Genomic DNA, 20743 nt, shown 5'->3' with positions numbered 1-20743 from the left:
CGGACGAACGGAAGCGGGCCGCCCTTCCGGACGGCCCGCTCTCCCACTGCTGTGGAGCTAAGGAGAATTGAACTCCTGACCTCTTGCATGCCATGCAAGCGCTCTACCAACTGAGCTATAGCCCCTTGCCCCTTCCGCTGCGGTCCCCCGCGGCGGCGATGCCTACTGTACACGGCCGGGAGCCTCCTTCGCCAAATCCCATAACGGGTGGGTCACGGCCGTCCGGGTAGTGTCGGATCTCCACGCCCGTACGCGCCCGCCCGGCGCGTACGGGCAACCGGCCGCACCCGCGCGCACGTCCACGCACACGGCCGGCCGTGGAAGGCCCGACCGCCCCGCCCGACCCGACGACCGTCACAGCCAGGACCCGGAGCCGCCCGTGAGTACGCTGCAGTTGACCGCCGACCGCCGGTTCCCCGCGGCGCGGGCGTACCTGCTGAAGCGGTCCACGCGGCTCGCCGCCGTGTTCTGCCTGTTCTCCTTCACCGCCTTCCTGGCGGTGCAGAGCGCGGCGAACGTCTCCATGATCGACCTGATGGTCTACCGGACCGAGGGCTGGACGGCGCGCACCGGCGGCGACCTGTACACGATGCGCGCCACGCACGCCGAACTGCCCATGACCTACCCGCCGTTCGCCGCGCTGCTGTTCATGCCGCTGACCCTCGTCGACGTGCCGACGATGCGGCTGCTGGCGACCGCGGCGAACCTCGCCCTGCTGGTCGCCCTGGTCCATCTGTCGCTGCGGCTGATCGGGCGTCCGCTGGACCTTCCGCGCCCGGCCGCCGTCCTGGCGCTGTCGGCGGTCGCCGTCTGGTGCGAGCCGGTGTGGACGACGCTGCGGTACGGCCAGATCAACCTGCTGCTGGCGGTGCTGGTGCTGTGGGACCTGTCCCGGCGCGCCGGCCACCGCTGGGCCGGCGTCGGCATCGGGGTGGCCGCCGGGATCAAACTGACCCCCGCCCTGTTCGCGGTGTTCCTGGCCCTGTGCGGACTGGCGCTGGCCTGGCGGCGGAGGCGGCTCGCCGACCGCCCGGTGCGGCTCTGGAACCACTGGCTGCGCCGGGCCTCCGTCGCCGCGGGGGCGTTCGCCGGGACGGTCGTGCTGGCGGCGCTGGTGCTGCCGCGGGACTCCCGGCACTTCTGGACCGAGGCGGTCTTCTCGCCCGAGCGCGTCGGCCGGGTCGAGGACACCGCCAACCAGTCGCTGCGCGGCGTCCTGGCACGGTTGCTGCACACGGCCGAACCCGGCGCCGGCTGGACGCTGCTCGCCGTCGCGGCGACCGCGGCGGGGCTCGCCGTCGCGGTGGCCGTGGCCCTCGCCGGCCCGCGCCGGCTGCCCTCCGCACAAGCCTGGGCCGCCGTCTGCGTCGCCTGCACCGCGCTGCTGGTCAGCCCCGTCTCCTGGTCGCACCACTGGGTGTGGTGCGTGCCCGCGGTGCTGCTGCTGGGATCGGAGGCGCTGCGCCGGAGCAGTGCGCCGTGGTGGGCGGGTACGGCACTGGCGGCGCTGCTGTTCTGCTCCTACGCCCTGTGGTGGGTGCCGCACGGTTCCCCGGTGGAGCGGTTCGAACTGCGGCAGAGCGGCGCGCAGATGGCGCTGTCGGCGGTCTACCCGGCAGCGGGCGCGGCGCTGGTGGCACTGGCCGCGGTACTGGTGGTACGCGCGCTGCGGCGGCCCGCGCCGTATCCGTGCCCGCCCGGCTCCTTCGGCACCCTCCCGGCGCCCAGGGCACGTACGGCCTCACCGGCCTCCGCGCGGGCGGGCGGCGGTCAGGCCACCACGAAGGAGTAGAAGCGCTTGAGGGTGCAGTGCTCCTCCAGGAGCCGGCCGTAGATCGGCTCGCCCTCCAGCTCGCGGTAGGTCTCGATCGGGTCGCCCTTGATGATCAGCGCCCGCGCGCACTCGACGCACCAGTACTGGTACGCCGCGTTGACCGGCTCCATGTCGCGGACGATCGGGGTCCCGCTGCCGCACCAGTCGCACTTCCTGCTGTGTGCACCCATGTCCGTCAGTCAACTCCAGCCGTGACCGCAGGCGTGCGCACGTGGGGAACCCCTCCGCTGTCTCTGCCGTCCTCGATGTCTCCGAACGCCCCGGCGGGTTCCAGCTGCGCGCAGCGGCCCGTCCGGCGGTCCGATTCTGCCATGCTCCGCCTGTGTGCAGGAGTGCGCCGAACGTGTGCGGCGAGGTTCCGCTTCCTCCCCGCCGCTCCGGGACGGCCCCCGTCGGAAAAACGAAGATCCCGCCCCCGGTGGGGGACGGGATCTCTCTCGCTTCCGTGGAGCTAAGGAGAATCGAACTCCTGACCTCTTGCATGCCATGCAAGCGCTCTACCAACTGAGCTATAGCCCCATCGCTCCGGCTCCGCCGCTCTCACCGCGGTGCCGTGAACGGGAAGAATCTTAACCGGTGACCTGCCCGAATGCGAAATCCGCCTCGGACCGGCCCCACGAACCGGTCCGAACCGCCCCGGACCGGTCTCCGGTCCGCACCGGCACGTCCCGGTCCGACCGGGTCCACCCCGGGTCCGCCCCGGTCCGTCTCCGGCGGGGCCCCTGCCGGAGAGGGCGGGGCGCCGGCCGTGCGGACCGCGTCAGACGTCGTCGCCGAGGACCGGCTGGGGAAGCGTTCCGGCGTTGTGCTCCAGCAGCCGCCAGCCGCGCGCCCCCTCGCCCAGGACGGACCAGCAGCAGTTGGTCAGTCCGCCCAGCGACTCCCACGAGCTCGGTTCCAGGCCCAGCAGGCGGCCGATGGTGGTGCGGATCGTGCCGCCGTGGCTGACCACGACCAGGACCCCGCCGTCGGGCAGCTTCTCGGCGTTGCCCTCGACCACCGGCGCCGCGCGGTCGGCCACCTCGGTCTCCAGCTCGCCGCCGCCGCGCCGCACGGGCTCGCCGCGCTTCCAGGCGGCGTACTCCTCGCCGTGGCGCTCGACGATCTCCTCGTGCGTCAGCCCCTGCCACACGCCCGCGTACGTCTCGCGCAGGCTCTCGTAGCGGGTGACCTCCAGGCCGGTGATCGCGGCCAGCTCGGCGGCGGTGTCGACGGCCCTCTTCAGGTCGGAGGCGATGATCGCGTCCGGCCTGAGCGCCGCGAGCAGCCGCGCGGAGCGGCGGGCCTGCTCCAGGCCCGCCTCGGTCAGCTCGATGTCCGTGGTGCCCTGGAAGCGGCGTTCGAGGTTCCACGCGGTCTGCCCGTGCCGCCACAGCACGATGCGGCGACCGCGTCCGGCCACGCGTCCGTTCAGCTCAGCTCACCGCCCTCGCCCGCCTCGCCCTTGCCCCGGGTGGCCTTGGCGTCCTCGGGCAGGTCGATCTCCGGGCAGTCCTTCCACAGGCGCTCCAGCGCGTAGAAGACCCGCTCCTCGCTGTGCTGGACGTGCACCACGATGTCGACGAAGTCCAGCAGGACCCAGCGACCGTCGCGCTCGCCCTCGCGGCGCACCGGCTTGACGCCCTTCTCCTTCTGCAGCCGTTCCTCGATCTCGTCGACGATCGCCTTGACCTGGCGGTCGTTGGGCGCGGAGGCCAGCAGGAAGGCGTCGGTGATGGAGAGCACATCGCTGACGTCGTACGCGACGACGTCGTGGGCGAGCTTGTCGGCGGCAGCCTGGGCTGCTGCGTTGATCAGCTCGATGGAGCGGTCCGTGGCGGTCACAGGCAACGCTTTCGGTCGGTGGTCTACAACCCCTCCAGGGTCTCACGATCCGCCGCGGACCGGCTCCGTCGGGCCCGGCGGCCCCCTCCCGCCGGACCCCGCCGGCTTCCCTCCGGGTCTCCCCGCCCTTCCCGCCGGCCTCACTGCCCCCCGGAGCCGTAGTCCCGGCCCAGCACCACCGTGATGTCCGCGTTCGCCGCGCCCTTGCCCTTGGCCACGGCCTTCTCGGACAGACCGAGGGTCCTGGCGACCTCCTCGGCCCTGGCCCTGTCCCCGGCGTCGGAGTAGGTCACGCGGGTGGTGGCCTGCGCGGAGTCCGCGCTGCCGCCGCCGACCACGGTGTAGCCGCCGTTGACCAGCGCCACCCGGGCGTTGTTCGCCGCCTTCTCGTCCCCGGTGGCGTCCTTCAGGCTCACGCGCGGCGTGGCGTTCGGATCGGTGTTCTTCACCGTGCCGCCGAGCACGTCCTTCACCAGGCCCTCGCTGGTGGCGTCGCTGAGCGTGCCGTCCGCCTCCACCGGCAGCAGTTCGGTGCCGTAGGCGTCCTTCCTGGCGTATCCGGCCAGCGAGGCGAGGCTGGCTCCGAGCTGTCCGTCGGTCAGGGAGGGGTCGAGGATCTGGGTCAGCGCCCGGACCGTGCCGGTGGCGGTCTTCGGGTCGTCGGACATCTTCTCCAGCGTGGCCCGCAGGACCTGCCCGAACCGGGCGAGCTGCTTCGTCTGCGGCTCGCCCGCGGCCCGGTGCGTGGCATAGGCGACGGCGGCCCTCCCGTCCAGATCGCGCCCCTTGCCCCGCCGCACCAGCGGATCGTCGCCCTCCTTCGCACCGGGCACGGTGGCGTCGGCGTCCAGGGAGATGCCGCCGACCAGATCGACCCAGTTCTCCAGGTAGGGGGTGTCCAGTCGCCAGGTGCCCCTGATGTCGGTGCCCAGCAGCAGGCCCAGCGCGTCGCGGGTGGCCGCCGCGCCCTCGGCCTCGAAGGACTTGCCCAGCGTCGTCCCCCCGCCCGTGCCGCCGGAGGAGACGACCAGGGAGTTGGGCAGCAGAACGGTGGTGCCCCTGCCCGCCGTCTCGTTGTTGACCAGCAGCGCGGTGGACATCTCCCCGCCGTCGATCTCCCGCAGGTGGACGACGATCACCTTGCGCTTCTGGGCACTCGACGCCGCCTCGGCGGCCCCGCCGTCCCCGGAGGTGCCGGGCAGCATGCCCGCCCACCAGAGCCAGCCGACCCCGCCGGCCAGCACCACGGCGAGCGCGACGACCAGGGCCACCGTGCGGTTGCGGCCCCGGCGCTTGGCCTCCTCGCGCCGCTCGGTGCGGCTCTCGGAGAACTTCAGCCAGTCGATGACGTCCTCGGACTCCTCGTCCTGCTCCTCGACGAAGGAGAACTCCTCGGTGCGGTACTCGTCGGCATCGGTGCCGTCACCGGTGGGGGCGCCGTCACCGGCACGCCCGCCCGCGCCGCGGTCGGCGCCGGGCCCGGTCTCCGTCGCCGCCTCGGCTCCGGCGGACCCGGCCGGACCGGCGTCCCCGGCGGACCGCTCCCCGTACCAGGGCCCCTGGGCCTGCTGCGGGATCCACGCCTCCGTCACCGGCTCCTGGTGACCGGTGGCGGAGGAGTCCCAGTCGCCGTACCGCCCCTGCCCGTCGTACCCGTCGGCGGGGGAGCCGGGGGCGTAGGGGCCGCCCTGGGCGTACGCGTCCGGCGCGTACCCGCCCCGGGCGCCCGCGGCGTAGGGGTCGGGGGCGTAGGAGTCGGGGGCGTACGTGCCCGGGTCGTGGGCCCCCGTGCCGTAGGCGCCGGTGCCGTACGGGTCGTAAGCGGGCTGCTGCCCCGTCCCCGGGCCCTGCCCGTACGCGGAGCCGTACGCCGGGTCGTACGAGGCGTCCCCGTACTGCCCGGCGGGGCTGTCGTGGCCCTGCTCGCCGTAGACCGGCCGACCGTACTCGTCGTAACCGTAGATGTGGCCGCTCGCCTGCGGCGGGTCCCCCAGCCCGTACGGGTCCTGTCGGTCGTTCACGACTGCCGCCCCTCTAGCCCTTCGGCGCCCGGCCGTCCCGGTACAGCCGGCGTTTGTTGATGTAGCGCACCACACCGTCCGGCACCAGATACCAGACGGGGTCCCCCTGCGCCACACGCGCACGGCAGTCCGTCGAGGAGATGGCCAGCGCCGGGACCTCGATCAGGGACACCCCGCCGGCCGGCAGGCCCGGATCGGCGAGGGCGTGCCCCGGACGGGTGACCCCGATGAAGTGGGCGAGCGAGAACAGTTCGTCGACGTCGCGCCAGGTCAGGATCTGGGCGAGCGCGTCGGCGCCGGTGATGAAGAACAGGTCGGCTTCGGCGTGCAGCGCCCTGAGGTCCCGCAGGGTGTCGATGGTGTACGTCCGGCCGCCGCGGTCGATGTCGATGCGGCTGACCGAGAACTGCGGGTTGGACGCCGTGGCGATGACCGTCATCAGGTAGCGGTCCTCGGCCGGCGACACCGCCTTGTGGCTCTTCTGCCACGGCTGCCCGGTCGGCACGAAGACCACCTCGTCCAGGTGGAACCTGGCCGCCACCTCGCTCGCCGCGACCAGGTGCCCGTGGTGGATGGGATCGAACGTCCCGCCCATCACTCCCAGCCGCCGTTTGCCGGCGCCGGACACTATGTGCTCTCCCATGCGTGCCGACCTTAGCCGTCCGGCGCCGATCGCGCCGCCGCCCGGGCCCGGTGCCTCAGCGGTCCCGGTTGAAGCGGGTGGTGATCCACAGCAGCAGGAGCAGCACCGCCAGAGCGCCGAAACCGGTGGCGTAGGGGTTGGCGGACGCGCCGCCGTGCTCGCCGTTCTCGGCACCGGAGGCCAGGAGGGTCAGGGTGTGCACGGTGTCGGGGAGGGTCATCGTCGGCAGACCTATCGGGTAGGGGCGGAAACTTGAGCCACATCGTAAGCGGGGCGGGGTGCTGTGGCGTGTGGCACCCACCACCTAGGGTGGGGTCCGACACGGGGGACGGGCCCACACCAGACCCGCAGGGGGCGGACGATGACCAACGGCAACGGCACCACCGAGCACCTTCCCGGCCGCAGCAGGCGGCGCTTCCCGGGGATCTCCTCTCGGGCTTACGAGCATCCCGCGGACCGCTCCGCGCTGGTGGCGCTGCGCAAGCTGAGCGGATTCGACACGGTCTTCAAGGCCCTGAGCGGGCTGCTGCCCGAGCGCAGCCTGCGCCTGCTGTTCCTGTCGGACTCGGTCCGGGTGGACGACGCCCAGTTCGCCCACCTGTACGCCATGCTGCGCGACGCCTGCTACATCCTGGACCTGGAGAAGGTCCCGGCGATGTACGTCACGCAGGACCCGAAGCCCAACGCCATGTGCATCGGCCTGGACGAGCCGGTCATCGTGGTGACCACCGGGCTGGTGGAGCTGCTGGACGAGGAGGAGATGCGGGCGGTGATCGGCCACGAGGTCGGCCACGCCCTGTCCGGTCACGCGGTGTACCGGACGATCCTGCTGTTCCTGACCGGTCTGGCCGTCAAGGTGGCGTGGATCCCGCTGGGGAACGTGGCGATCATGGCGCTCGTGACGGCGCTGCGCGAGTGGTTCCGCAAGTCGGAGCTGTCGGCGGACCGGGCCGGGCTGCTGGCCGGCCAGGACCTCCAGGCGTCGATGCGCGGCCTGATGAAGATCGCCGGCGGCAACCACCTGCACGAGATGAACGTCGACGCGTTCCTGAAGCAGGCCGACGAGTACGAGTCCTCCGGCGATCTGCGCGACTCGGTACTGAAGATCCTCAACGTGCTGCCGCGCAGCCACCCCTTCACCACCGTGCGCGCCGCGGAGCTGCGCAAGTGGGCCGCGAGCCGCGACCACCAGCGGATCATGGAAGGCCACTACGACCGGCGCGAGGACGACAAGGACACCTCGGTCTACGAGTCGTTCCGGCAGTCCGCGAGCCACTACTCCGACACCGTGCGCACCAGCAAGGACCCGCTCATGGGCCTGCTGCGGGACCTGGGCGACGGCGCCGGGGACCTGGGCGGGAAGCTGCGCGACCGCTTCGCCGGGCGCGGTGCGAACGGCGGCGCCAAGGGCGACGGCGGCGGGAGCGGCGGCGCGGAGGGCGCTACGGGCGCGGCAGGGAGCTAGGGTCCAGCGTCCCGCACACCGGGCTGTCGCCGCCGTCGCGCACGTAGGGGTCGGTGCCGGCCGGGTGGTCGGCGTCGGCGGTCTGCCCGGCCGTCAGCGGGCGCAGGGCGTCGTGGGCCCGGGCCGCGCAGGACATCGGCCCGGCCCGCACCTCGCTGCGCTCCACCGTCAGATGGTGGTCGCGCAGGTCCTCGCGGTCGAAGCGCAGCCGCAGTTCGCGCCGCACCGTGAACAGCGAGGCCGCCTCGCCGTCCGCCCGGGCGGCGGGGCGGACGGCGTAGACGAAGACGTGGTCGGTGACGATCTCCAGCGCGTCGGCCTCCGCCTCGCGGACCTTCATCGTGCCGCGGACGCGCACCCCCTCGCCGGCGAACTCCGTGCGCTCGGGATCGAAGCGCACCAGCCAGCCGGTCGCCGCGTGGTGGCCGTCCGCCGCGGGCCGCTTGATGCTGCGGTCGAACTGCGCGTGCTGGTCCGGGTCGATCAGTATCCGCACCGGCCGCGCGGTCCTGCCGCTGAGCACCTCGGGGTTGAGGGAGCTCTCGACCACGTACTCCTTGGCGACGGCCAGCGCGGCGAGCACCTGGCTGTCGGCGAAGTGGGCGGTGGAGCGGACCGGGGGGAGCGTCACCCCGGCGGCCCCGGTGTAGAACTCCGCGGCCGGGCTGCGTTCGAACAGCCGTGACGGCCGCCCCCCGGGCACCCCGTTCCCCCCGTCCGGCGAGAGCGGGACGACCGTGCTGCTCATCACCCGCGGGCCCGGCTGCTCCACGGGCTGCCGCGGGCCGCTCACCCCCGCGTAGACCACGGCTCCGAAGGCGAGCACGATCAGCACCGCCAGGACCAGGCCCCGCCACGGCACCCCGTGCAGCGGCCGGGGCGGGAGGGGGCGGACGGGGTGCTCGCAGTCGACCAGCCGCTCCCGCGCGGAGAACTCCTGGAGACGGGCAGCCCGGACGAACGACTCGTCGAAGACGGTGGAGCGGTACTCGTCGTCACCGCCTCCGGGCAAGCCCCGGGGCGGTGGGTCTCCAGGCCCGGCCATACCCCCAGAGTAGGCCGGAGGAAAGATCCCAAACCGGCCCGCAGGCATCGATCACGGGAAAAGTCGGGCGGTGTCCGCCGGGCGGCCTACCGGGCACCCGGCAGGCCGGCGGCCCGGCCGCGCCCGTTACGCCGGACCGCCGAGCGAGGAGGTGCTGTAGTGGCCGGACAGGGAGGGCAGCGCGCCGGACCGGCCGGCCGGCGGCGGGGCGTCGACCCCGCTGGTGGCCGGCGGCGGCTCCGGCGGGGTCTGCTGCCGCTGACCCGAGGCGCCCCGGTGGACGGCGGCGAAGGCCATCGCGACGATGCCGACGCCCATCACCACGGCGAGCACCCAGGCGACCGGCCGCTGCCAGCGGACATGGCCCCGGTACGGGCGCGGGGGGCGCCCGTGGAGGCCGCCCCGGCCGTCGCTCTCCTCGGTGTAGCCGGCGTACCCGGCGTCCTCGGGGTACTCGGTGTCCTCCACGTACTCCAGGTGGTCGAGGCGGTCGGCGAACTCCAGCCGGCCGTAGCGGTACCGGCCGTGGTGGTCGTCGCCGTCGTCCGGCCCGGTGTCGCGGTCGTGTTCGGCGCCCTCGGGATCGTCCCGCCACGGTCCGTAGCCGTACTGGTCGTCGTGCGCGAGCGCCGCCTCGGTCTCGGAGGGGGACTGGGCGGCGGCCAGGGTGCGCTCGGCGGCGGTGGGCTCGTGGATCAGGGCGGCACGTACGAAGGACTCGTCGAGTACCACGGAGGCGAACGCGTCGTCCGCCGCCGCGCGGTCGCGGTCGTCGGGCTCCTCACCGCTCTGGTGCGGCTGGCCCCCCACATCCTCCGGCACGGGACCAGCGTAGACCCGCCGGAGGACTTTGGGCAGGGAGAACGGTGATTCGTCTGCTTCGTACGAGGTCCGCGAGCGTCCGCGGGGGCCTGCGGGAGCCCGTGGGCCCCCGCGGGAGCGCGCCGGCGGCGGGCTCAGCCGCGTACGTGCCCCTCGCCCGTGACCACGTACTTCGTCGAGGTCAGCTCCGGCAGGCCCATGGGTCCGCGGGCGTGCAGCTTCTGGGTGGAGATGCCGATCTCGGCGCCGAATCCGAACTGGCCGCCGTCGGTGAAGCGGGTGGAGGCGTTGACCATGACCGCGGTGGAGTCCACCAGCGACACGAAGCGGCGGGCCGCGGTGGTGTCGGAGGTGACGATCGCCTCGGTGTGGCCGGAGGTCCAGCGGCGGATGTGCTCCACCGCGGCGTCCAGGGAGGGCACCACGGCGGCGGCGATGTCGTACGAGAGGTACTCGGTGGCCCAGTCCTCCTCCGTGGCGGGCACCACGTCCACGCCCTCGGCCTCGCCCGCCTTCGCCCAGGCCCCGTCGCCGTGCACGGTCACCCCGGCCTTCTCCAGCGCGGCCAGGGCGCGCGGCAGGAAGGCGTCGGCGATGCCGGAGTGCACCAGCACGGTCTCGGCGGCGTTGCAGACGCTGGGGCGCTGCGCCTTGGAGTTGACCAGGATCTCCACGGCCGTGTCGAGGTCGGCGTGCTCGTCGACGTAGACGTGGCAGTTGCCGGTGCCGGTCTCGATGACCGGGACGACGGACTCCTCCACGACCGTCTTGATCAGGGAGGCGCCGCCGCGCGGAATCAGCACGTCCACCAGGCCGCGGGCGCGCATCAGCTCCTTCACGCTGTCACGGCTCTCGCCGGGCACGAGCTGGACGGCGTCGGCCGGGAGCCCGGCGGAGGCCACGGCGTCGCGCAGCACGGCGACCAGGGCGGTGTTGGAGGAGTACGCGGAGGACGAGCCGCGCAGCAGCACCGCGTTGCCGGCCTTCAGGCAGAGCACGGCGGCGTCCACGGTGACGTTGGGCCGGGCCTCGTAGATGATGCCGACCACGCCGAGCGGCACCCGGATCTGGCGCAGTTCCAGGCCGTTGGGGAGCGTGGAGCCGCGCACCACCTCGCCCACCGGGTCGGGCAGGGCCACCACGTCGCGCACGTCGGAGGCGATGGCGGCGATCCGCTCGGGGGTGAGGGTGAGCCGGTCGACGACGGATTCGGCCGTTCCGGCGGCGCGGGCCCTGTCCACATCGGCGGCGTTGGCCTCGACGATCTCGCCGGTGCGGGCCACCAGGGCGTCGGCGATCGCGAGCAGCGCACCGTCGCGTGCGGTGCGCGGCAGCGGGGCGAGCGCGGCGGCCGCCTCCTTGGCGCGGCGGGCGGTGTCGATCACGGGCGAGGTCTGCGATGCGCTGCTCATGCTCCCAGCGTAGCCAGGGCGGGCGGCGTCCATCCTGGGGTCCGCAGTACGAGACGGGCGGTGCGCCCCGGGCACGCCGCGCGCGACCGCCGCCCGGGCACACCGGTGCGGTGTCAGAACGGGTGGACGCCCGCCGGTACGGCGGGGTGCGGGCCGTAGCCCTCGGCCACCCGCTGGTGGTAGGTCTCGCGGCCGATGACCTCCAGCCCGACGATCTCCCACGGCGGCAGCTTCGCCGACGCCCGGTGCTCGCCCCACAGCCGCAGCGCCACGGCCGCGGCGTCGTGGAGGTCGCGGGCCTCCTCCCAGTAGCGGATCTCGGCGTGGTCGTTGGCGTACCGGCCGGCCAGCAGGAAGGGGTGGTCGTGGGCGAGCCGCTCCAGCGCCCGCCTGACGTCCCTCAGCGGGGCCTCGGCACCGGAGACGCTGAGGGTGACGTGCCACAGGCGCGAGGCGCCGCCGGAGCGGCCGTCCTCCCCGCTGCGGCGGGAACCCGGCTCCGCCATGCCCCGCAGGGGGCTCCCCGCCCCGTCGCCTCGCTGGGGGTACCCCAAGTCGACGCTGGTCAGTCGTCTCACCGGCGGCCTCCCGTGTGGTGCCGAACTCATGACTGCGCTCGCGTGACCGCGCTCGGGCGACTGCGCTCGTGCGGTCACGCGGTGGGCCGCCGTCCCGGAGCGGCCCTCCCACAGAAGTGGACCAGTACTCGAGCCGCCGTGTGGCGGTTTTCGGGAAGGTGCCCATTGAAAGGCTGACCCGAGGGTGCCGTCAGTGACGCAGCAGGACCAGGTCGTCGCGGTGGACGACCTCCCTCTCGTACGCGGGACCGAGCTCGCGGGCCAGGTCGCGGGTGGAGCGGCCGATCAGCCGGGGGATCTCGCGCGCGTCGAAGTTGACCAGTCCGCGGGCGACGGGCCGCCCGGCGGCGTCCCGCAGTTCGACCGGGTCGCCCGCGGAGAACTCGCCCTCCACCCCGGCCAGCCCGGCGGGCAGCAGCGAGGTGCGCCGCTCGACGACGGCCCGTACCGCGCCGTCGTCCAGCACCAGCGCGCCGCGCGGGGCGGAGGCGTGGGCCAGCCACAGCAGCCGGCCGGCGGAGCGGCGGCCGGTGCGGTGGAAGTAGGTGCCCACGGGCCGCCCGGCGAGGGCGTCGGCGGCGCGGGTGGCGGAGGTGAGCACCACGGGGACGCCGGCCCCGGCTGCGATCCGGGCCGCCTCGACCTTGGTGACCATGCCCCCGGTGCCGACCCCGGCCTTCCCGGCGCTGCCGATCTCCACCCCGTCCAGGTCGTGCGGGCCGCGCACCTCCTGGATGAGGGAGGTGCCGGGGGTGGCCGGGTTGCCGTCGTAGAGGCCGTCGACGTCGGAGAGCAGGACCAGCAGCTCGGCGCGGACGAGGTGGGCGACCAGCGCGGCCAGGCGGTCGTTGTCGCCGAAGCGGATCTCGTCGGTGGCGACGGTGTCGTTCTCGTTGACGATCGGCACCGCGCCCATGGCCAGGAGCTGGTCCAGGGTGCGGTAGGCGTTGCGGTAGTGCGCGCGGCGGCTGGTGTCGTCCGAGGTCAGCAGCACCTGGCCCACGCGCCGGCCGTAGCGGGCGAAGGAGGCCGTGTAGCGGGCCACCAGCAGCCCCTGGCCGACGCTGGCGGCGGCCTGCTGGCGGGCGAGGTCGCGGGGGCGCTTCTCCAGGCCCAGCGGCGCCAGTCCGGCGGCGATGGCGCCGGAGGAGACCAGCACGATCTCCTTGCTGTCCTCGTCCTCCGGGGCGCCGAGCTGCCGGGCCACCACGTCCACCAGCGCGTCCACCCGGTCGGCGTCCAGCCCGCCGGCGGCGGTGGTCAGCGAGGACGACCCGATCTTCACCACGATCCTGCGGGCGTCTCGCACGTCCCGCCGAACGCCCTGCTCTGCCGCTGCCACCTGCGCCGTCCCCTGTATGCGTTCTCTCGTCCGGTCGCTCCGCAATCTACGCGAGCCCCCGCCCGGCCCGCCCGCCCGTTCCGACGGCCGGACGGTGCGCCCGATGGGCGGAACGGGGGCCGGGCGGCGTTTGCGCTCCGCCGGGAGCCGCCGGAGACTGACGGGCGTCCTCTCGCCAGATCATCCGACATATCCGTTCCGTCACCCGGAGGGAAGGATCCCCGTGAGCCAGGTCTCCCCCGCCGTCGCCTCCCCGAACACTCCGGGCCGCCCGGACGCCTCGACCGCCTCGGACACGCCGGACACCCCGGGCGCGGAGGGAGGCAGACGGTCCCGGGAGCGCGACGCGTTCTTCGACAACGCCAAGTTCCTGGCCATCGTGCTGGTCGTCGTCGGGCACTCGTGGGAGGGGCTGCGCGACGGCAGCCGGGCCGTGGCGGCGGGCTATCTGCTGCTGTACGCCTTCCACATGCCCGCCTTCACCATCGTCTCGGGCCACTTCTCCCGGAGCTTCTCCTTCCGGCCGCGCCAGATCCGGCGGCTGGTCACCGGGGTGGCCGTGCCGTACGTCGTCTTCGAGACGGCGCTCAACCTGTTCCGCGCCTGGAACACCGGCGAGGAACCGAGGATCACCCTGCTGCACCCGTGGTACCTGACCTGGTTCCTCATGGCGCTGTTCATCTGGCGGCTGACCGCTCCCCTGTGGCGCGCGCTGCGGTACCCCTTCACCGTGTCGGTCGTCCTGGCCGCCGCGGCCACGGCCTCCCCCGACATCGGCGGCGACCTCGCCCTGCAGCGGGTGCTCCAGTACCTGCCGTTCTTCGTGCTGGGCCTGCGCCTGGAGCGGCGCCACTTCGAGGCTCTGCGGGACCGGCGTCTGCGGCTGCTCGCGCCGGCCGTCCTCGCGCTGGGCGCCCTGGCGGCCTACTGGACCGTGCCCCGGATGAACCCGGACTGGTTCTACCACCGCTACGCGGCCCAGGAGCTCGGCGCTCCCGGCTGGGCCGGGGTGCTGATGACGCTGGGGATGCTCGGCTGCTCCCTGCTGCTGAGCGCCGCCTTCCTGAGCCTGACGCCCTCCCGGCGCACCTGGTTCACGGCGCTGGGCGCCGGGACGCTGTACGCGTACCTGCTGCACGGCTTCCTGGCCAAGGGGGCGCACTACTGGGACTGGTACGAGGGCGGCTTCGTGAACAGCGCGCCGGGTGTCCTGCTCGTCACCGCGGTCGCGGCCGCGGTGGCCGTGGCCCTGACCACGCCCCCGGTGGTCAGGGCCTTCCGCTGGGCGATGGAGCCGCGGCTGGAGTGGTTCTTCGCCCCTGAGCCCCCGGCGCGGGCGGGCCGGGACCGGCGGACCGCGGCGCCCGGCGCCTGAGCCGGAAGCCTCCCCGGTCGTCCGGTGGGCACGTGGCCGAAATCGAGGGCAACCATTCGGTCATCCCATGTGTCTTAACTTGCGGTTCAGATCGATTGCACCCGCAGGTAACCCAATCTTCGGGCTGCGTGTGCTCTGCGCGCCTTGCGAGGGTTGCGCGGAACGTCCGGGTGACGGGCTCCCCCGGACGCCGATCGGCTCCGGCCCACTTCCCGACCGCCTACGAGGACTGCCGACCAGACATGGACATACCCCCCCTTTCCGAAGTGCGCCGCCTCACCGAGAAGAAGCGCGACGCCTGGTGGACGGTGCTGCTCGTCGACCCCGTGGCCACGCCGCTGGTCCGGTGGACGGCGAAGTGGACCCGGGTGACGCCGAACCAGATCACCTGGGGGGCGCTCCTCCTCGGCCTCGCCGCCGCCGCCTGCTTCGCGCGCGGCGACTGGAAGTGGCTGCTGATCGGGGCCGGGCTCTACCACCTGAGCTTCATCCTGGACTGCATGGACGGCAAGCTCGCCCGGCTCACGGGGAAGGGCTCGGAGTTCGGCGGCTGGCTGGACTACGTGTTCGACCGGGTGCGGGTGCTGATCTGCGCCGTCGCCCTGATGGGCGGCCAGTACTCCCGCACGGGGGAGGTGGCGTACGTCTGGCTGGCCCTCGTCGTGGTCTTCCTGGACGCCCTGCGCTACCTGGACGCGCTCCAGATCTTCAAGGTGCGCCACAGCATGCGCAAGAAGATCAGGGCCCGCGCCAAGGCCAGCCGGCGGGCGGCGAGGGCCCTGATGACCGCCGAGGAACTGGAGCGGGACCAGGAGCTGGAGCAGCGCGAACGGGAGCGGGAGCGGAAACGGGAGAACGACGGCGACGAGGAGCAGGGGATCGCCTTCATGGAGGACCTCCTCCGTGAGAACCCCACGGCGGACCTCGACGACGACCCCGGCCGGGAGGGCCCGGACACCGGAGCCGGGAGCGGCGAGGGGGCCCGGCCGCGGGAGAAGAAGGTCATCGACCTGCACGTGGAGTTCAAGAGCCGGTTCCCCTGGTGCGGCCGCTTCCGCACCTTCCTGCTCCGGCACCGCATCCGCACCCACCTGGTGAGCGGCATCGAGTTCCAGATGGCCGTCTTCATCGTGGGCCCGGTCCTCGGCGCGATCATGCCGGTGACCGTCGCGGCGGGCTCCCTGCTGATGGTGTTCGAGCTCGCGATCATCTACAAGCTGCTGCTGTCCACCAGGGACTTCGAGCGCACCCTGGCCTCCTACCCGGTCCCCGAGGTTCCCGAGACCGCCTCCGGCACCGCTCCGGGAATCCCGGCCCAGCCCGGCGGCCCGGACGGAGAGAGCCTGCCGTCGCGCGACGGCACCGCCGTCGGCGGCCGGTAGGGACGGGTACGCACGCCGCCGGGCGGGGCGGTGAACGGGGGGCCGGCCCCTCGTTCACCGCCCCGCCCGGCGTTGCGCGAGGGCACCGCGCGAGGACACCGCCGCGATAACCGTAGGATGAGCGCCGCAAACGCATCACCGAGTGGTCGTCGAACACTCCGTCGCATGCCGATCGCCGTTGGGGAGCGGTGCCGGGAGGCCCGGTAGGCAGGGGGTGGGCGGTAGGCGAGACGACACGTATGACGTCCCTTCCTGGAGCGTGACCTGTCTGATGTCCGCCTCGTTCCCAGTCCTGAGGCTCTTCCGCGGTAAGCAACGGCCCAAGGGAGGTACCGCACGGCCCGCCCCCCCGAGTTTCTCGGTGAAGCACGCGCTGGCCCTCTCCGTCCTGCTGGGCGCGGCCCTCCTCGCACAGCTGCTGGGCGCGCTGCTGGCGAACACCGCCCTGTTCGTCGCGGGCTCCTCGGTCGGCCTTCTGCTCGACCTGTACCTGGTGCACCGGCAGCCCCGGCTGGTCGCCGCACTGGGCAGGCTGCGCTTCGACGTCACCGCCCGCCAGCTGCTGCGCGACGCGCTGATCGTCGTCGGCCTGGTCCGGCTGCCGGGCATCGATCCCCTGGAGGAGCAGCCCCTCGCCCTGGCCCTGCTGGCCGGCTACTTCCTGCACTTCTGCTGCCAGGCCGTCGCACTGCTGATCAGGCGCCGGCGCACCCTCCCCTTCGTCACCCGCAACATCGACGCGTCCGCCCTGCGGCTGTCCTCCGCGCCGCCGCGGCTGCTGGCCCGCCAGCCCAGCCGCCGGCTGCTGTACTTCGCCCTGCCCGCCACGGCCGGGCTGATGGCCTCGGCCCTGACCGCCGAAGCCCTGTGGGGCCTGCTGGGGGTGGGCGTCACCCTGGCCCTCCACCTGGGCGGCATCCTGCGGCTCGCCGCCTGGCTGCGGCCGGGCGCACAGCCCGCGAACGAGCAGCAGGCGCTGGAGTGGCTGGACCGCTGGCTGGCCGAGTACCGGCCGACGGTGGCGATGTACTTCTCCGGCGGCGCCGCCTCCGCCTACCAGGCGAACATGTGGCTGAGCACGCTCTCCGCGCTGGAGGCCAGGCCGCTGATCGTGCTGCGCGAGCGGTTCATGGTGCAGAAGATCGACGCGACCGACGTGCCCATCGTGTGCATCCCCAAGGTCGCGCACCTGATGCGGCTGGAGCACTCCTCGCTCAAGATGATGCTGCACCCGGCGAACTCCGGTAAGACCTCGCAGGTGCTGCGCATCCCGTCGATCAAGCACGCCTTCATCAACCACGGCGAGAGCGACAAGCTCTCCAGCTGCAACCCCTACGCCAAGGCCTACGACGAGGTGTGGGTCGCGGGCCGGGCCGCCCGGGACCGCTACCGGCTCGCGGACATCGGCGTCGACGACCGCGACGTGGTGGAGGTCGGCCGACCGCAGCTCGCGCCGATCCGCCACTACGCCGGGCCCCCGGCCGCGGACGGCCCCGTCACGGTGCTGTACGCGCCCACCTGGGAGGGCTGGACCGACGACCCCGGCAACACCTCGGTCATCCTGGCCGGCGAGAACATCGTCCGCGCCCTGCTGGCGGACCCGAAGGTGCGGCTGCTGTACAAGCCCCACCCGATGACCGGTTCGGTCGACCCGCGCGCGGCCCGCGCCAACGAGCGCATCCAGCAGATGATCGCCGAGGCCAACGCCCGGCGCTCCGGCCCGCGCCCCGGTCCGGAGGCCGCCGCCGAGCTGGCCCGCCGCACCGCCGCGCTGGACGAGCTGACCACCACGGCGTTCCGGCCGAGCGCGGACGAGATGGAGCGGATGCTGCTCCAGTCCACGCCCGGGGGGGACCGGGAGGCGGCGGTGGCGGCCGCGACGGCCGCCTGGGAGGAGGCCTACTGGGCGTCCTTCCCCGAGTGGGAGCATCTGGTGATCACCGGGCCGCGGCCCGCCCTGTACACCTGCTTCAACCGTTCCGACCTGCTGATCAGCGATGTCTCCAGCGTGGTCTCGGACTGGCTGGCCAGTGAGAAGCCGTACGCGGTCGCCAACACCAGCGGTCTGGCGGAGGAGGAGTTCAGGGCCGGCCTGCCGACCGTGCGGGCGGCCACCATCCTCACCCCCGACGCGGCCGGCGTGCCCGCCCTGCTGGACTCCGTCCGGGACCCGTCCCGGGACACCATGGCGCGGGCCCGCGCCGAGCTGAAGGTGCACCTGCTGGGGCCGGCCGATCCGCCGTCGATCGTCCGCTTCGACCGGGCGGTCGCGGCGCTGTGCGCCAAGGCTGACAGGCGCCGCGAGCTGATGGCCCTGCGCACGGACGACGCTCCGGCACCGCGGGTGGCCGCCGAGGCGGCGGAGGCGGCCGAGGCCGCGGAGGCCGTGCAGGAGCAGCCCGACCACAGCGACCCGGAGAACTCACTCACCACCTGACGTGCGGCCGGTGAGCCGCGAAGCGGCGGTGGCCCCGTCCTCTCCAGGGAGAGGACGGGGCCACCGCCGCTTCGCCGTCCGTACCGCGCCGCTCCTACTCCTCGAAGGGGTCGAAGTCCTCGTACGCGCGCAGGGCCTCGTCGCGCTCCGCCTCGCGGTCGCGGCGGCGCTGGGCGGCCGGGCGGAGGGTGTCCATGCGGTGGTCCTCGCCACGGCGGCCGAGCATCTCCGCGCCCGCGGCCACCGAGGGCTCCCAGTCGAAGACGACCGCGTCCTCGTCCGGCCCGATGGCCACGCCGTCGCCCTCGCGGGCGCCCGCCTTCATCAGCTCGTCCTCGACACCGAGGCGGTTGAGCCGGTCGGCGAGGTAGCCGACGGCCTCGTCGTTGCTGAAGTCGGTCTGGCGCACCCAGCGCTCCGGCTTCTCGCCGCGCACCCGGAAGAAACCGTCGCCCTCCTGTGTGACGGTGAAGCCCGCGTCGTCCACGGCCTGGGGGCGGATGACGATACGGGTCGCCTCCTCCTTCGGCCTGGCCGCGCGCGCCTCCTCCACGATCCCCGCCAGGGCGTAGGACAGCTCCTTGAGCCCCTTGCGGCTGACGGCCGAGACCTCGAAGACCGGGTAGCCGCGCGCCTCCAGGTCGGGGCGGATGATGTCGGCCAGGTCCTGGCCGTCGGGGATGTCCACCTTGTTGAGCACCACCACGCGCGGACGGCCGTCCAGGCCGCCGTACTGGGCCAGCTCTGCCTCGATGACGTCGAGGTCGGTCACCGGGTCGCGCTCGGACTCCAGCGTCGCGCAGTCCAGCACGTGGACCAGGACCTCGCAGCGCTCCACGTGGCGCAGGAACTCCAGTCCCAGCCCCTTGCCCTGGCTGGCGCCGGGGATCAGGCCGGGCACGTCGGCGATGGTGTAGACGGTCGCGCCGGCCGTCACCACGCCCAGGTTGGGCACCAGGGTGGTGAAGGGGTAGTCGGCGATCTTCGGCTTGGCGGCGGAGAGGACGGAGATCAGGGACGACTTGCCCGCCGACGGGTAGCCGACCAGGGCCACGTCCGCCACCGTCTTCAGCTCCAGGACGATGTCGCGGGTCTCCCCCGGCTCGCCCAGCAGCGCGAAGCCCGGCGCCTTGCGGCGGGCCGAGGCCAGCGCGGCGTTGCCCAGGCCGCCGCGTCCGCCGCGTCCGGCGACGAAGGTGGTGCCCTGGCCGACGAGGTCGGCGAGCACGTTGCCCTGCCGGTCCAGGACGACCGTGCCGTCCGGGACGGCCAGCACCAGATCCTTGCCGTCCGCGCCCGAGCGGTGGCCGCCCTCGCCGGGCTTGCCGTTGGTCGCCCGGCGGTGCGGGGTGTGGTGGTACTCCAGCAGCGTGGTCACGGACTGGTCGACGACGAGGATCACATCGCCGCCCCGGCCGCCGTTGCCGCCGTCCGGGCCGCCCAGCGGCTTGAACTTCTCACGGTGGACGGAGGCACAGCCGTGGCCTCCGTTACCCGCGGCGACGTGCAGCTCGACGCGGTCCACGAAGGTGGTCATGACGGGTGCCTCCAGGCTGGTGTTCGAGGGGTGTGCTGATTGCGGGGTGCGGACCGCCGGGGTGCCGCACCGGTGCGGCGGCGCGGCGCGCGGCGGGCCGCCCTCCACGACTTCTTGCAACGCGCCGAGGGCGGAACCGCTTCCCCGTCCGTACGCGCGGGACACGTACGGACGGGAGGCGGTCCGCCCTCGGAGGGTGCTGCGGGTCGTACCGGAGCCGGTGGTTACTCGGCGACCGGGACGATGTTCACGACCTTGCGGCCGCGGGAGGTGCCGAACTGCACCGCACCGGCGGCGAGCGCGAACAGGGTGTCGTCGCCGCCGCGGCCCACGCCGGAGCCCGGGTGGAAGTGGGTGCCGCGCTGGCGGACCAGGATCTCGCCCGCGTTGACGACCTGACCGCCGAAGCGCTTCACGCCGAGCCGCTGGGCGTTGGAGTCACGACCGTTCCGAGTGGACGATGCGCCCTTCTTGTGTGCCATCTCTCCTCAGTCCCTTACTTCGTCGCCGGGGCGTCGATACCGGTGATCTTCAGCGCGGTGTGCAGCTGACGGTGACCGATCCGCTTGCGGTAGCCGGTCTTGTTCTTGTACTTCATGATGTCGATCTTGGCACCCTTGTGGTGGTCCACGACCTCGGCGTGGACCTTCACACCGGCCAGGACCCACGGGTCGCTGGTGACCGCGTCGCCATCGACGATGAGCAGGGTCGAGAGCTCGACGCTGTCGCCGACCTTGCTGGTGGAGATACGGTCAACCTCAATGACGTCGCCGACGGACACCTTCTGCTGGCGGCCGCCGGTGCGCACGATCGCGTACACGCGGAACTCTCTCTCGCTCGTGGGTGGAGCCCCTGATGCCAGCCGCTCGCCACGGGCGTGGCCCGTGCGGATCCGAGTGGATTGAGCGGCCTCTCCTCGCGCTCACGCGACACCTCGCGGAGTGCGTGGAGGGATTTGCTCAGGAGCCTGGCGTGTCCATCGACACGCCGCGACGGTCAAGGTTACGGGGCTTTGTCGCGGGGGGT

19 protein-coding genes and 2 tRNA genes are annotated in these 20743 nt (G+C 73.2%); 5 read left to right on the top strand and 16 right to left on the bottom strand.

All coding sequences use genetic code 11. The annotated features are described in order from the left end of the window. Nucleotides 1-52: 52 nt before the first annotated feature. Nucleotides 53-125 (bottom strand) — tRNA-Ala (locus BMY40_RS01515). A 254-nt stretch (nt 126-379) separates the two neighbouring features. Here BMY40_RS01515 and BMY40_RS01510 point away from each other — a divergent pair. After that, nucleotides 380-1792: a glycosyltransferase 87 family protein gene (locus tag BMY40_RS01510; protein ID WP_093654513.1), complete on the top strand. Its 1413-nt coding sequence runs from the start codon at nt 380-382 to the stop codon at nt 1790-1792. Here BMY40_RS01510 and BMY40_RS01505 read toward each other — a convergent pair. The 7 genes from BMY40_RS01505 to BMY40_RS27835 all read right to left on the bottom strand — a co-directional run bounded on the left by BMY40_RS01505 (nt 1771) and on the right by BMY40_RS27835 (nt 6542). Beyond that, nucleotides 1771-2004 (bottom strand): hypothetical protein, encoded by a 234-nt coding sequence (locus BMY40_RS01505; RefSeq protein WP_093654511.1) that lies wholly within the window; start codon nt 2002-2004, stop codon nt 1771-1773. The two genes, BMY40_RS01510 and BMY40_RS01505, sit on opposite strands and share 22 nt — an antisense overlap. Before the next feature lie 276 nt (nt 2005-2280). Beyond that, a tRNA-Ala gene (locus BMY40_RS01500) sits at nt 2281-2353 on the bottom strand. A 241-nt stretch (nt 2354-2594) separates the two neighbouring features. Continuing rightward, nucleotides 2595-3236, bottom strand: a complete 642-nt coding sequence (locus BMY40_RS01495) for a histidine phosphatase family protein (protein WP_245769777.1) — start codon at nt 3234-3236, stop codon at nt 2595-2597. 8 nt (nt 3237-3244) lie between these two features. Continuing rightward, nucleotides 3245-3658, bottom strand: a complete 414-nt coding sequence (rsfS, locus tag BMY40_RS01490) for a ribosome silencing factor (RefSeq protein WP_093654506.1) — start codon at nt 3656-3658, stop codon at nt 3245-3247. Nucleotides 3659-3798: 140 nt separating this feature from the next. Next, nucleotides 3799-5679, bottom strand: coding sequence for a LytR C-terminal domain-containing protein (locus tag BMY40_RS01485; protein ID WP_245769776.1), 1881 nt, complete (start codon nt 5677-5679; stop codon nt 3799-3801). Nucleotides 5680-5692: 13 nt separating this feature from the next. After that, a complete protein-coding gene (gene nadD / locus BMY40_RS01480; protein ID WP_093654502.1) occupies nt 5693-6322 on the bottom strand; it encodes a nicotinate-nucleotide adenylyltransferase in 630 nt (209 codons plus the stop codon). Nucleotides 6323-6377: 55 nt separating this feature from the next. Beyond that, the gene (locus tag BMY40_RS27835; RefSeq protein ID WP_177213826.1) at nt 6378-6542 is read right to left on the bottom strand and encodes a hypothetical protein; all 165 of its coding nucleotides are present in this window, start codon (nt 6540-6542) and stop codon (nt 6378-6380) included. Nucleotides 6543-6683: 141 nt separating this feature from the next. On the opposite strand from BMY40_RS27835, the gene BMY40_RS01475 reads away from it, so the two are divergent. Then, entirely contained in the window at nt 6684-7787 is a 1104-nt protein-coding gene (locus tag BMY40_RS01475) for a M48 family metallopeptidase (protein WP_093654500.1), read from the top strand. Here BMY40_RS01475 and BMY40_RS01470 read toward each other — a convergent pair. The 5 genes from BMY40_RS01470 to proB form a co-directional block, all read right to left on the bottom strand. Then, complete coding sequence (locus BMY40_RS01470) at nt 7765-8799, bottom strand: SCO2583 family membrane protein (RefSeq protein WP_342745051.1); 1035 nt, start codon at nt 8797-8799, stop codon at nt 7765-7767. The two genes, BMY40_RS01475 and BMY40_RS01470, sit on opposite strands and share 23 nt — an antisense overlap. 159 nt (nt 8800-8958) lie before the next feature. Then, a complete protein-coding gene (locus tag BMY40_RS01465; protein WP_093654497.1) occupies nt 8959-9654 on the bottom strand; it encodes an SCO2584 family spore wall biosynthesis protein in 696 nt (231 codons plus the stop codon). A 134-nt stretch (nt 9655-9788) separates the two neighbouring features. Then, nucleotides 9789-11066, bottom strand: coding sequence for a glutamate-5-semialdehyde dehydrogenase (locus BMY40_RS01460; RefSeq protein ID WP_093654495.1), 1278 nt, complete (start codon nt 11064-11066; stop codon nt 9789-9791). Nucleotides 11067-11179: 113 nt separating this feature from the next. After that, complete coding sequence (locus tag BMY40_RS01455) at nt 11180-11572, bottom strand: hypothetical protein (protein ID WP_093654494.1); 393 nt, start codon at nt 11570-11572, stop codon at nt 11180-11182. 262 nt (nt 11573-11834) lie between these two features. Beyond that, a complete protein-coding gene (gene proB, locus BMY40_RS01450) occupies nt 11835-12953 on the bottom strand; it encodes a glutamate 5-kinase (RefSeq protein WP_093654492.1) in 1119 nt (372 codons plus the stop codon). Nucleotides 12954-13203: 250 nt separating this feature from the next. Here proB and BMY40_RS01445 point away from each other — a divergent pair, with 250 nt between their 5' ends. The 3 genes from BMY40_RS01445 to BMY40_RS01435 all read left to right on the top strand — a co-directional run bounded on the left by BMY40_RS01445 (nt 13204) and on the right by BMY40_RS01435 (nt 18180). Further along, nucleotides 13204-14361 (top strand): acyltransferase family protein, encoded by a 1158-nt coding sequence (locus BMY40_RS01445; RefSeq protein WP_425443071.1) that lies wholly within the window; start codon nt 13204-13206, stop codon nt 14359-14361. A 242-nt stretch (nt 14362-14603) separates the two neighbouring features. Continuing rightward, nucleotides 14604-15743 carry a CDP-alcohol phosphatidyltransferase family protein gene (locus BMY40_RS01440; protein WP_093654488.1) on the top strand — a complete coding sequence of 380 codons (1140 nt, stop codon included), beginning with the start codon at nt 14604-14606 and terminating at the stop codon, nt 15741-15743. A 271-nt stretch (nt 15744-16014) separates the two neighbouring features. Continuing rightward, nucleotides 16015-18180: an uS7 family ribosomal protein gene (locus BMY40_RS01435; protein ID WP_425443055.1), complete on the top strand. Its 2166-nt coding sequence runs from the start codon at nt 16015-16017 to the stop codon at nt 18178-18180. Nucleotides 18181-18274: 94 nt separating this feature from the next. Here BMY40_RS01435 and obgE read toward each other — a convergent pair whose 3' ends face one another. From obgE to rplU, 3 genes are all read right to left on the bottom strand, one after another. Next, nucleotides 18275-19717 carry a GTPase ObgE gene (gene obgE, locus BMY40_RS01430; protein WP_093654484.1) on the bottom strand — a complete coding sequence of 481 codons (1443 nt, stop codon included), beginning with the start codon at nt 19715-19717 and terminating at the stop codon, nt 18275-18277. A gap of 224 nt (nt 19718-19941) precedes the next feature. Next, the gene (gene rpmA, locus BMY40_RS01425; RefSeq protein WP_065959305.1) at nt 19942-20199 is read right to left on the bottom strand and encodes a 50S ribosomal protein L27; all 258 of its coding nucleotides are present in this window, start codon (nt 20197-20199) and stop codon (nt 19942-19944) included. Between the two features lie 14 nt (nt 20200-20213). Then, nucleotides 20214-20537 (bottom strand): 50S ribosomal protein L21, encoded by a 324-nt coding sequence (gene rplU, locus BMY40_RS01420; protein WP_093654483.1) that lies wholly within the window; start codon nt 20535-20537, stop codon nt 20214-20216. Between the last annotated feature and the right edge of the window lie 206 nt (nt 20538-20743).

This window comes from Streptomyces radiopugnans, assembly GCF_900110735.1.
Lineage (GTDB): Bacteria > Actinomycetota > Actinomycetes > Streptomycetales > Streptomycetaceae > Streptomyces > Streptomyces radiopugnans.
The sequence above is the reverse complement of the archived record's forward strand: the minus strand, read 5'-3'. Positions and strand labels throughout refer to the sequence as shown.